Here is a 12,706-nt window from a genome sequence, read left to right on the forward strand (position 1 = left end):
CAACATCACTTAATGATCACGTAATCACCTGAACCATCCTTCCCACCCTCCAACCCCCTCAATATTCCCATAATCAACACTAAAAGCGTTAATAGGACGAATATTATCAATAACGTCTTAATACCCAGCGGTCCAAGCGTCCAGATCCTTACGTATAGGTTGTTTTTAGTTACATTAACTATGTAGATGTCGTTACCGTAAATAACCATACCCACTGTTGAATTGGTTGGCACACAGTACTTACCAGGGCCTACGTAATACAGATTACCCACGTTAAGAACCGCGGTTGGTAACTCACTACCTAGTAGATCAATTGGTACGAAATTGATTATGTGAGGTGATAAGGTTATGGTTGCTTCATTAGAACTTTCATTATTAATCAGTAATGCGTACTGATAAAGTAGTGTTCCATTTCCAAGCAATTCCACCTGGGCATAATTACCTGCTAGGGCATCCTTAATGCTCACCTGCTCATTACTGCCAAGTAGGGGTGTTACGTACCTCTCATCACCATACTTAACAACCAACTCCAGATTCAGGCCTGGACATTCTTGGGGAAGTACTACATTTATTGTGTAGTTTAGAAACACAGGTATAGATAGTGAACTACCTTGTGTTATACTCTCAATTCCTAAGTTCATCAATTCGCCATTCATTAGGGCGTAAACATCGTAATCCCCAGGGTAAATGCATGTATTGTTTGTGAAGAGTGTTAGGGTGCCGTTATCATTTATGTACAGTACTGTGTTCACGGAATTACCGAGTAAGTCCTTGGTTGAAATATCTCGGCGTGTTATTAGTGGTACATGTATGGTTATTGACTGCGTAGGTATCGAGCTTAGGATTATGGGTATCGTCTTCATGCCATTAATTACCAAGTAAAGTTCTCTGTTATATATGGGATTTATTGTCACATTACTTACTAAGTTCATGGTGGCACCATCTTGTGTAACTAGGAATACATTATTGCATTGTAACTCCTGCAATGATTCACCGACAAAGCTTATTGTTATTTGCTTAATTGACATATTAACGGTACATTTAGGATCATACAGTAGATACTCAGTCCACGGTGTTATTTCTGGAATTCCAGGGTTTATGACCGTGCAATTGCTAATTGAGTAGTTTATCCATGGAGCCCCTGTGAGCATTATCATTGGTTGAGATGTTGCAGGTAATATCATATTTTGCAGGTTATTTATGGGTACGTAGTAATACGGCGTGACTATTACGTAGGTAGTCCCATTGGCAGTGACTTGTATGTTGCTTGAGTACGTAACGTAGGTCGTTATCCTGGCATAGGTACTTATGGAGCCTATGTTTATGCTTGAATATTCCGTATTAATCGGCACAGTTAGGTAACTTCCAATACTCACGCTAGCGGGTAATATTGATATGATCCTGATCAACGAAAATAAGTAATTGAACCCAGGTACTGTTGGTATGGTTATGTTCTGAGAACCTTGCGTCAGTGTATACGTCATATTGGAACCAGGTATAACCAAAGCCTCAGGTGGATATGGCTGGTAACCACCCAACCCTAAATAAACACCGTATACTGGTAATGAACAATTGATATTCATACTAACATACTTTGGACTATAATTAACTGGTACAGTTATGAAGGTACCATTGTATAGGACTAGGCTTACGGAAGTTATTCCTAAATTCGAGAGTGGATCCAGGTAAGCGATAAAATCCATGTTACCTCCACCTGAACAAAATTGGTAAATTGGTATTATTAATCGATTGTTTGTTATATTGATTAATTGTGTAAATGTTTGATTATTTGAGTATATGCTAATGCTTATGTAATTAATGACTATTTGCGCATGTGTGAGGGTAGGGAGCATAACGAGTAATGCAATAATCATTATCCAAGTAATGCGTTCTATCACGAAGAATCCTAATAAAGGGATTATAAATAACACAAACACGCAAAATAACCCAAGACGTCTATAAGTGATGAGGCAGTTCGCAGTGGATTGGTGACAGGGCCTTCGAAATCTGATTATTGAAAAATTACAAACCACCTGCTGCATCAATATGGCTGGTCGAGGGGGTACTAATGAGACTATGAAGAAATTATTATTTAACAAGCACGTGAGACCAGGGTGAAGGTAATCCGTGCTTCTTACTGTATGCGGCATTCAGTAGTGCAACAAATATTGGGTGTGGGCGTAATGGTCTGCTTCTAAACTCTGGGTGGAATTGCGTGGCTACAAAGAAATAGTGGTTTGGTAACTCTATCATCTCTACCCTCGGCACGTCAGACCTCCAAGCCGAGAAAACAAGGCCCTTTTCGGTGAGTATCTTGAAGAACTTGGGATTCACTTCATACCTATGCCTATGCCTCTCCACTATCTCGGTTGTTCCGTAGATTGCATGGGCTATTGTACCCTTAACAATATTAATCCTCCTATTACCGAGTATCATTGTACCACCGAGCTCCTTAATATCCTTCTCCTCCGGTGTTATGTCAATGACTGGGTATGGCGTGTTTGGATCAACCTCGGTCGTGTGGGCGCCCTTGAGGTTAGCGACGTTTCTCGCGAACTCTACTGTGGCTAGTTGCATTCCGTAGCATATTCCGAGAAATGGTATGTTGTTCTCACGAACATACCTAATAGCCTCTATCTTACCCTCAACACCTCTAGCTCCAAAACCTGGCAACACAATCACAGCATCGGCATTGTTGAGTTCCGTAACCTTCGAAGGCTCCTTTTCGATCTCCTCGGTATCGCACCAAATAATGTTCGGCTTAATCCTTAACTTAGCCGCGGCATGCTTTATAGCCTCGACAATACTTATGTAAGAGTCGTGGAGTTTCACGTACTTACCACACATGTATATATTAACCTCATCCTTACCATCCTCAAGGGACCTCACGAACGCTACCCAATCATCTAGCCTAGGCTCCCTAGGCTCCAGCCCTAACTTCGTTACTATGTACCTCCCAAGACCCTGCTCCTCTAGGATGAGCGGTACTTTATAGATTGTATCTACATCATGTGATGTGAATACGGCGTTAATTGGCACGTTTGTGAATAGGGATATTTTCCTCCTCGTTGACTCATCAAGGGGCTTTGGCGCCCTTGCAATTATTATGTCTGGTTGAATACCAACCCTCCTAAGCTCAGCAACACTATGCTGTAATGGCTTAGTCTTAAGCTCACCCGTCGTTGATAACACGGGAACCAGGGCAACGTGAACAAACAATACATCGCTGGGCATCTCAAGCTTCATCTGCCTTGCAGCTTCGAGGAATGGTAATCCCTCATAATCACCAACGGTACCTCCAACCTCAATTAAGATGATGTCCGGTTTTTCGCGTTTTGCCACAAGTATTATCCTCCTCTTTATCTCCTCGGTAACATGAGGTATTAACTGAACAGTCTGACCCAGGTACTTACCTTTACGTTCTCTTCGGATTACCGTGTAATAAACCTGGCCGCTAGTTATGTTATGGTACTTGGGAACCTCGACATCAAGAAACCTCTCATAGTGACCTAAGTCAAGGTCTGTTTCACCGCCATCAAATGTTACGAATACTTCACCATGCTGGAACGGGTTCATTGTACCAGCATCCATGTTCAGGTATGGGTCTATCTTAATTGCTGTTACATGATAACCCCGGGCCTGGAGTATTTTGCCAATGGATGCTGTTGTTATGCCCTTGCCCAACCCAGACAATACGCCTCCTGTAATGAATATGTACTTAGTCGTCATATAAGACACGATTTAATTAAATATTTAATACTTTCTTTTATTGACAACAGAAGCTATTGATCAACGATTGCTGTTAACTCCTCATAAACTCCCATCACAAGTTCATGCCTTCGCTTAACCCTCTTCTCCAAGTCATATAATACAGTTCTCATTCTGTAAAGCTCGCCCTTCAACTTATTAACCCTATTAACCAGGTCTAACTCGCTTGGTGTTAATAGGTACTCAATACGTGCGTCAGGCTTTATCGTCTTTATCATTAAGTAAATATCGAACTTACTAAACCCCTTACTCCTAAGTTCATTAACTATGCTCGATATATCCTTAACCTGTGAAATTGAAGGCATTCGACACCACCTTCTGCAGATCATTAATGAAACCACTTAAGGCATTGTTAACGGAGCCCTGTAGATGCATTATGCCTGAGACCGTGTTGCCGAACAATCCGCTTATTAACGAAACCAACGCCACAAGTACAGCCATAGAGATTGCGATTAGGAGAACCTCTTCAATAAAAATGTCCCCATTGTTTTTCCTCCTAGTGCTTTTTTGCATCATCGATAATTAAATAATCAATTTGATATTTAAGGCACTACGACATTGGAAATCAACCAACCAACTTAACACCCTTCCTAAATCCATATTTCCTAACTACGTACGGTATCAATATTGGTAACACCACTGTGGCATCCTCAAGAACAAATGCTTGACGAGCCGTGGGCTTTACCTTACCCCACGTGATGGCTTCCTTAGGCCTAGCACCACTTAATGACCCATCCCACTCAATGGCCATCGTTACATAAACCACGTAATCAAGGCCGCCCGCGAATTGGCTCCACCAAATGACGTGGTGCTTTGATATGCCACCACCGATTATCAACGCACCAAGTGACTTGCTTGAGTAAGCGATATCCATTAACTCATGCTCATCCTTTAACAAGTCAATCCTTACCTGCTTACCACCAGCCCTGGTCCTCTGGATTTCATTGTAGGTGAGTATTGCTGTGCCAAAGGCGCCGTCGACGAAGCCAGGTACATAGATAGGGACGCTAGCTTTAGACGCGGCTCTAATTATTGAGTATTCATCATCGATCCTCTTACCCATCTCCCAAAGAAGCTCCCTAACGCCCCACTCCTCCTTAATCTTCGCAAGCTCCTCCAGCGATGAGTGCACAAACTTCTCTATCAGTGGACCATAGTGCTCCTTTCTAACGGCAACATTACCTATCCTATGAATGCCCTCCCTACTCATCTCAACATCATCAACATCGAAATAACTTAGGTAATACTTGCCACCCATGGACTTTGCAATATCGTGATCGAGAGCCCCCGCTGTTGTTATTATTACGTCCACAAAACCCCTCTCAATAAACTTAGCAAGTAGTCCGCGAAGACCTGTGGATACGAGGTTCCCCGTAAACGATAGGAACACCGTGACATTCTCATTACCATACATATCCAGGAGAACACTTGCTGCATCCGCTATATGCCTGCCCTGGAAGCCCCCAATCCTTTTATACGCCTCTATTAAGTCATCTATTGTATTTATGCCGGTGTCTATATCGAGTATTTCACCCACCAGGAATGGCGAGTTACTCATTGAATTGATGGGTTGCTATCAATTTTAATGCTTTAATTGCCCTAATAGCTATTACTTTATTACCTTGACCTCGTTAATTAGGCCTTGCTTTATTAAATCACTAATTATCTCCCTAACGGCCCTCATTGTCAATTGCGTCTTGTTGGAGATTTCCTCGATTGATCTATTGCCATCTATCAATTCTAAAACCTTCATATGCTCCTCATCAAGCTTTACGTTCTTGATAATATTTTTCAATTCCCCAACAGGTATCGGTATCTCAAGCCCTGGTATTTTGTAAAGGTAAACCTTATGGCTTCTCCATTCCTCATACAGATCCTCAACAATTAAAGGCTTCCAACCAGGCATCTCGAAATCGTGGGATACAACTCTAACACCGGGCTTCAACTCGCGCTCTAGCTTCGGTTTTATCCTTTCATTAACACTTGTGAGTAGGTACATTGTAACGACATCGGCATCTGATAAATCCTCCTCAAAGAAGTTTCCGTAAATCACCCTAACCCTATCCTCAAGACCTAGATCCTTAACCCTCCTAAGGGTCTGCTCGTAAAGGTCCTTCCTAATCTCTATACAGGCAGCTTGGGCTCCAAACTCTCTAGCGGCCATTATTACTATTCTACCATCACCACAACCCAAGTCATACACATGTTCACCACGCCTTACATTAGCGAGCTGAAGCATCCTCCTGACCACAACCTCCGGCGTAGGGACAAAGGGGACATCGTATGGCATGTTAAGATACGGAAAGAAGTCGGGGTTATTTATATCCTTCTCCTCTGCATAATCATCCTCTTCGAATCCCACGAAGTATGGTGATGAATCGTTCATTAAAAATTTAACCATGACCTTATTAGTGAACCACTAACCAATTTAAAGCCGTCATGAGGAATCCTCAGTAATTATGAGAATAGGCTTATGTGAACTCATAAGCTATATTACATCACCAGGGTTTTCGCAAAATAAACTCCCGAAAACATGAATAAAAGACCCTCCGTAGTTGAGGAGGGATAATTAGTCGAAGACCTAATCAGTAGTTTACTACCGCATAAACAGAGTGAGCCTCCATTATTCAGGGTAGGAGTGGATCGGCTGTCGGTGTTTGGGTTAGTTCCGAGCATCGTAATCACAATTCTAGTTATTCATGAAACATGACCTTTACCTTCAATCCTTCCTCACCGTAATCAACATCGAGATCAACAAAACCCTTCTTCTTTAACACCCTAATTGCGTCAATGAGTAATTGCCTCTCTTGCGGTGATATCCTCGCCAAGGCATCATTTAAGTCATCAGAGCTCCTGATCACATCTATGTACTTCCTTATTAATACCGAGTTTAAGTTCATAGGTGTTGGGTTTTTCTCGAGTATTAGACCATGAATTGTGGAATCCGTTATCGAGTATATACTCAATATTACATCAGATAATGATACACATTTATTAATTACATCATTTATTAATGAGGATAATTCAGAGAGCTCCGGGTACTTACTCTCCAATCTATTGATTAAAATCCTCAATTCACTTATTTTCTCGATAAAGTCCATGTACGTATTAACACCGAGGCGAAAAATTAAGCTATTAATTAATAAAAAGCAAAAATACAACACCTAAGAAGCATCACCCACTGCTGCAACCCTCAGGCCTATTTTTGTGCCCTAGGTTTTATGATTATTGCCAAAATAACTACAATATATAATAATTTATTAACCCGCCTAATTATTTAAATTAATTTCATGGGTATTATTGAGAGGGTAGTTGAGGAACTCAGGAAGAGAGGTTTTAGGATCAGGATCATTCGTGATAATGCAATAAGGGCTGATCTTAATAGGTTTAGAGTTAAGGTTTGGATTGTACCTAACGATTACTTTCCATGGTGGTCTAATCCCCTTGATATGGTTGAGGAACTTGAGCTTAATGATGTTGATGCGATTTTCATAGTATCCGAGAGACCTTACGTGATTAGTGATTACATTGTTAATAACATGTCGAAAATTCGTTATTGGTTTAATAAGGAGTTGAACGTTAAGGTATACTCAATAAATGTTGATAGGTTGGAGGAGGATTTGGAGGACGGCATAAACCTCGCAATAACAAACAATTATAGTAAGGTAAGTAATGTATTATTGAGAGGTGATACGTGCCCAAGTTGTGGTTTACCAATGAAGCTTGTGTACTCATCGAGGTATTTATCACATAGGTGGAAGTCTTGGGTTAATGAGTATGTTGAGGTTTGCGAAGGATGCAACATTATTTCCCATAAATTAATTATTAGTCACACATATGACAGATTATAATAAAGGATTTTCTACGGAATAACACTTATTAACCAGAGAAGAGATTAGCTGTGGAAGTTTATGGCCGATTTACCCTTTATGCCACTTGATGCAAGGTTTGCCGATGTGTTGGGACTCATTGACACGTTAGTCAACGAATTCGGAGGGCAAGCTGACATATTCATGATCGCGAAGGAGATGGAGTCCGATGTCGATGATATTATGCCAGCCTTAAATGCCGCGGTTTATTTGGGCTTTGTTGAGGTTAGGGATGGTGATATCAAAATAACGGAATCCGGTAAGGAATTTTTAAACGCTAGAATTGTAGATAGAAAGAGAATCCTGAGGCGGAAACTACTTGATCTGGAGCCCTTCCATACAGCCTATAATCTTGGATTGAGTAAGCCATTCACGATAAATGACCTCATAGAAGAATTGAATAAGGAGGGCTACATCGAGGTTAGGGAACCAGGTATCGCCCACCTTCTAGAAATATTATTGGCAGAATGGGGTGCATTTGCTGGAATACTCAAGAAGAAGGGCGATGAGTACATATCACTACCATAGATCTATATAAGTTTTATAACTTTATTAAGAGCATTTACCTTGCCTTCACTTGTTCGAATATTGTATACCCACACCGACCACATTAATATAGGAACGGAATAATCAAAACACAAGCTCGACTAACACGCATACTACGTCGAATAATCCTCAATGAACCAAGTAGTTTAGGATTAAGATGACTATGTGAAAAGGCTTAGTAGCGAGACCGATATCAAGCACAGCCACGCCGTAGACGCCCTCGCCCGAGCGGCCCCACAAACCCACACCCACGGGGGTTACTTCGCCAAGGCACTTAGAGACGCTTGCGTAAACACTGCTTGGTAACGAGACGATTCTAGAATATTATTTTATTTTTCGTTCCGCGGCAAAATTTTGCCATGAATCAACTCCACAATAATTAACAAAATAAATCTTGATTCTGGCTGTGGTTTTGTTCGTTTTTGTTTTGTCGGTTTCGTGGTTTGATCTTCGAATACTTTATTAGGCGTGTTTTGTCAAACTCAAGTAGGCTTCAACATAAAGTCTCGATACCCTAATTACCCTATTAAACAATCCACTACACCAACCACCTACAAGCACGCAAAAATCAATCGAGAAAAAGACCTAAAAACAAATGTACAGTACATAAAGTCTCATCAACAGGAAGTCACGGGAGGGCACTTAACTAATCCGTTATTTTAACAAACATCATGCCGGAAACCACGACTTCCTCAATAACTCCGTCATTCAATAATTGATTATACACTAAATGCCAGTTATTTGGAACGCGACTTGCAAGCCAATCCTCAAATTCAGGCTTGGGGATCATGCCATGGATCCTCTTTCTTATCTCATCAACAATCACTTGGAGATTTAGTTTACCACCTCCATTGTCCTCTGAACCATTATTCCTCCCCTTACCATCCTTCCTAGCCATAAGGCTCTCGCCAGCTTTCCTTCTTATGTAGAACGTGTTATCTAATGTGCTGTACATGACCTCAAAAAGCCCCGACCTACTTAATTTATTGATCATATCTAGATCTATCCTAATCCCTAGGGTGTCCTCGATCTCCTCAATGCTTACCCACCCATCGCCAACGATCCTCACTAATTTCCTGAGTATGTCATCATTAAGTAATAATGAATTCACGCTAGAACAAACCTGCACCCATATAAATCTTAAATAATTAATTTAAAAAAGGATTGATAATGGCAATAGCATTCAGGACGCCTGTAGTCATCGTGCTGGGTAGGGTTGGTAATGAGTTAGCAACCTGGAGCGCCAATGAGGGAGTATCAGTGTTGGGTAATGTGCTTGGTATCGAATTGCTCGAGGAACTCAAGGTGGAGAAACAAATAACTGGGCACCTCGCCATCGCCTCCTTTGGTCAGTACATAATTAAGGCTGTGGATATGGGTAGTAGGTATGGATCGTATACATTGAGTGGAGATGCACTCGTTAGAATACCCAGCAGGAGTAATGTGGACCTTAAGAGATACAATGATTGGTTCACCATAAGGAACACATTCATACTAATTGGAGATCCGGCTTCAGGCTACGTTAATGATTACTACCCAATAATTTGCCCATACAGGGTTGGTGATACCCTATTCATCAACACTGGATATACAAGTGCCAGTAACGTTAGGGTTATATTAACTATCCTAGGCTTATTACGTAATTACGCCAGTGGTGGTAGCATAAGTGCGACGTGCATGTGTAGGATACCATCAATGCCCCTGGAGGTTGCATTAATCATTAGTAACAAGTACTTACTATTTAGGACATACATGAATGAGGCACGCACAACGCCTGGCAATAAATACCTAGTGTTACTGACGAAGGGCGGTAACGTTGTTAGTAAGTACTCAACAAGTAACGAACCACTCAACTTAGTAACTAACCTACTCAACGAAATTAGGAACCTTTAGTGAAGCTAAGAATTATTAATTTAACTAATTCACATAGCATGTGAGTATAAGCACGGGATTTGAATTCGTCGCGGACAACGTATTACCAGTAATAAGGAGTTTAGTGGCTAAGAAACTCCTGGAAAGTGGGTATAGTCAATTAAGGATTGCCAGGGTACTCGGCATAACACAACCTGCAGTTAATAGGTACGTAAATAGGGATATCAATGAATTAATGAGTAAGGTAGAGGCTCTCGGCATTGATAAGGATTGGTTGATGAAGGTTGTTAACAATGTTGTGAACCTTGTAATTAGTAATAAGGAGTATGATGCTCTTGAGTATTTAACAAACGCGATAACCATGGAGCTCGGCTCGCTGAGATTTTGCGAAGCCCATAGGAAAGTTGTTCCATCATTACCAATTAACTGTAATGTATGTTCCATATTATTAACGGGTATTACGGATTCAGTACTGAGGAATCTCGAAAAAGCCCTATCAATACTTGAGCTACACCCCGAAATCCGGGTTTTAATGCCCAGGGTCCTCATGAACATAGTTGAGGCAAAGCCCGGCGCCTCTGATGAGAGAGATGTGGCCGGCGTACCCGGTAGGATTGATGCCCATGATGGTAAGGTGATAATAGGTTCGAAACCCATGTACGGTGGTAGTAAACACCTCGGTAGACTGATAGTTAGGTGCATGAGCGTTAATCCCAGGTACAGGTCGGTTGTGAGCATAAAGTATGATGAGACAGTGGAGCAAGCCCTAAGGGAGTTGGGGATGCGCTATACAAAGGTTGGACCTCATGAGGAGCCCAGTGAGGATGAAGTTATTAATTCAGTGGCGAATTCCTTAGGCGCCAACCCAACGCTTGACGCTATTATAGACCTCGGTGGTTATGCCCTAGAGCCAGTCACCTATATATTTGGGTTTGACTCGGTCGACGCGGTGCTAAAGGTTGTGAAGATCGCCTCCACCATAACCTCATCAACGCGTAACTCACCTCCTTAACTTACTCACTAGGTAATTCACTATATGCACGGCTGGGTTTATGCCAGTTGCCCTTTTGAAACCTTGCCATGACATTGTGGGGTTAATCTCAAGTATGAAATAACCATCCTTTGTCTCGGCAATATCCACACCGCCATAATCAAGACCCAGAACCTCGATGGATTTCAAAGCCAACTCACGGAGTTCACTCGTTACCTTAGCGGGTTCGGGTTTAGCGCCCTGCGCCACATTACTCTTCCACGAAACACCCCTCCTGAATTCGGCGCCTATGACCTCGTTGCCGACAACAACCACCCTGTAATCACCATTTCCAACCTTATCGAGATATCTCTGAACGTATATTGGCTTGTTGAGGTTAACCAGGTAACTGAATATGTGCATTGCAACATCAGCATCATCAACCTGAAACACACCAAAACCCATCGCACCCCTAATTTGCTTAACAACAGCCTTACCAAACTCCTTAACAGTGTTGTATCCCACGAACATGTTCTCACTAACCACGGTGTCTGGGACTGGTAAACCGTGCTTTGCAAGAAGCATTAATGATGAAAATTTGTCACTGGCGATTAACCAATTCATCACGGGGTTCATTACGTAAACCCCACTTAACTCAATCGACCTAATAACCCAGAGCCTATGCGAAAACTGCTCAAAATCTTTAATCACACCTATATGCCGTAATACAGCACCTGCTATGTTAATCTCCTCATAATTAGATCTACCAACCAATTGATAATAACTAATACCACCCCTACCCAACCTAACACCAACCATGTCGATATACACCCTCCTCACCCTATGCCCAAGGGATCTAATCGCATTCTCTAAGTCAACGACATCCTCAGGGTTGTACTCAACTTCGTACGGCCTAATTATGCCTATATCCACAATGCCGACTGGGCGAAGCGGCTTTTTAATCTAAACCTCCCGCAGCATTATAATTAATGCAGAAATCACTATAAGTATACGTAGAGTAAACGTTTACCTACTCAATTTTTAGCTTATCTAAATTGATAGATGCAGGAATAACACCCTTCCTAAATCTCCTTTCATCGGTATTTATTGGTCTTGTTGCATCAATACCCATCTTCGTTGTTATGCCCTGTACTGGATCTATCGCCACGGGATCTAAAGTCGAACCCCTCGCATATTTAATAAGTACTAAATCCTCATCTGCCCTGAATCTCGTTGCGATGGCCCACTCAACATCACTTGGATTATCTATATCTATATCGTCGTCAACCACGACAACGTACTTAAGGCTCGGATGCGCTGCAAAGGCAGCCATTATTGCATTCTTAGGGTCACCATCGCTTTGCTTCCTAATGGATACTACAGCATGTAACCAGCCGCAACCTCCATCTGTTAACCTGACAGCCTTAACCTCAGGGACAACATTACTAACGAACTTCCAGATCTTAGCCTCCTTCTCGATACCCATCAATACCCTATGCTCGGAATAACCAGCAACAAGCGCGTGCGCAATTAATGGTGAATCCCTCCTAACGTACACCCTGGTTATCTTAACCACAGGTTGGGTCCTAACCTCATCATAGGTACCAAGTACGTCCATGCAAGGCCCCTCACTAGCCTCCTCATTAGCCAGTATATACCCCTCCATCACAACCTCAGCATA

The 12,706-nt window shown here is 41.9% G+C and carries 14 protein-coding genes; 4 read left to right on the top strand and 10 right to left on the bottom strand.

Going from position 1 to position 12,706, the window contains the following annotated elements; all coding sequences use genetic code 11:
* Positions 1-5 precede the first annotated feature (5 nt).
* The 7 genes from B7L70_RS09725 to B7L70_RS09755 all read right to left on the bottom strand — a co-directional run bounded on the left by B7L70_RS09725 (position 6) and on the right by B7L70_RS09755 (position 6,869).
* Positions 6-1,703, bottom strand: coding sequence for a hypothetical protein (locus B7L70_RS09725; RefSeq protein WP_238376197.1), 1,698 nt, complete (start codon positions 1,701-1,703; stop codon positions 6-8).
* A 385-nt stretch (positions 1,704-2,088) separates the two neighbouring features.
* Positions 2,089-3,729, bottom strand: a complete 1,641-nt coding sequence (locus tag B7L70_RS09730; RefSeq protein WP_081227722.1) for a CTP synthase — start codon at positions 3,727-3,729, stop codon at positions 2,089-2,091.
* Between the two features lie 53 nt (positions 3,730-3,782).
* Positions 3,783-4,073 carry a hypothetical protein gene (locus tag B7L70_RS09735; RefSeq protein WP_081227725.1) on the bottom strand — a complete coding sequence of 97 codons (291 nt, stop codon included), beginning with the start codon at positions 4,071-4,073 and terminating at the stop codon, positions 3,783-3,785.
* Positions 4,051-4,284 (bottom strand): hypothetical protein, encoded by a 234-nt coding sequence (locus B7L70_RS09740; protein ID WP_081227727.1) that lies wholly within the window; start codon positions 4,282-4,284, stop codon positions 4,051-4,053. Before B7L70_RS09740 ends, B7L70_RS09735 begins: the two co-directional genes overlap by 23 nt.
* Before the next feature lie 49 nt (positions 4,285-4,333).
* The gene (locus B7L70_RS09745) at positions 4,334-5,326 is read right to left on the bottom strand and encodes a deoxyhypusine synthase (protein ID WP_101940278.1); all 993 of its coding nucleotides are present in this window, start codon (positions 5,324-5,326) and stop codon (positions 4,334-4,336) included.
* Between the two features lie 51 nt (positions 5,327-5,377).
* Positions 5,378-6,058, bottom strand: a complete 681-nt coding sequence (locus tag B7L70_RS09750; RefSeq protein ID WP_238376198.1) for a class I SAM-dependent methyltransferase — start codon at positions 6,056-6,058, stop codon at positions 5,378-5,380.
* A 403-nt stretch (positions 6,059-6,461) separates the two neighbouring features.
* Positions 6,462-6,869: a hypothetical protein gene (locus B7L70_RS09755; protein WP_081227730.1), complete on the bottom strand. Its 408-nt coding sequence runs from the start codon at positions 6,867-6,869 to the stop codon at positions 6,462-6,464.
* Between the two features lie 189 nt (positions 6,870-7,058).
* On the opposite strand from B7L70_RS09755, the gene B7L70_RS09760 reads away from it, so the two are divergent.
* Complete coding sequence (locus B7L70_RS09760; RefSeq protein WP_081227732.1) at positions 7,059-7,619, top strand: hypothetical protein; 561 nt, start codon at positions 7,059-7,061, stop codon at positions 7,617-7,619.
* Between the two features lie 60 nt (positions 7,620-7,679).
* Complete coding sequence (locus B7L70_RS09765; protein ID WP_081227735.1) at positions 7,680-8,165, top strand: AAA-associated domain-containing protein; 486 nt, start codon at positions 7,680-7,682, stop codon at positions 8,163-8,165.
* Positions 8,166-8,829: 664 nt separating this feature from the next.
* On the opposite strand, the gene B7L70_RS09770 is transcribed toward B7L70_RS09765, so the two are convergent.
* Complete coding sequence (locus B7L70_RS09770) at positions 8,830-9,294, bottom strand: hypothetical protein (protein WP_081227738.1); 465 nt, start codon at positions 9,292-9,294, stop codon at positions 8,830-8,832.
* 59 nt (positions 9,295-9,353) lie between these two features.
* On the opposite strand from B7L70_RS09770, the gene B7L70_RS09775 reads away from it, so the two are divergent.
* Positions 9,354-10,076 carry a hypothetical protein gene (locus tag B7L70_RS09775; RefSeq protein WP_081227741.1) on the top strand — a complete coding sequence of 241 codons (723 nt, stop codon included), beginning with the start codon at positions 9,354-9,356 and terminating at the stop codon, positions 10,074-10,076.
* Between the two features lie 40 nt (positions 10,077-10,116).
* Positions 10,117-11,067, top strand: a complete 951-nt coding sequence (locus B7L70_RS09780; RefSeq protein ID WP_081227743.1) for a thiamine-phosphate synthase family protein — start codon at positions 10,117-10,119, stop codon at positions 11,065-11,067.
* Here B7L70_RS09780 and B7L70_RS09785 read toward each other — a convergent pair.
* Complete coding sequence (locus tag B7L70_RS09785) at positions 11,056-11,958, bottom strand: RimK family alpha-L-glutamate ligase (RefSeq protein WP_081227746.1); 903 nt, start codon at positions 11,956-11,958, stop codon at positions 11,056-11,058. The genes B7L70_RS09780 and B7L70_RS09785 overlap by 12 nt on opposite strands.
* A 97-nt stretch (positions 11,959-12,055) precedes the next feature.
* The coding region (locus B7L70_RS09790) for a UbiD family decarboxylase domain-containing protein (RefSeq protein WP_202908727.1) at positions 12,056-12,706 on the bottom strand (651 nt) is incomplete at its 5' end.

The sequence above is a fragment of the Vulcanisaeta sp. EB80 genome, from assembly GCF_002078205.2.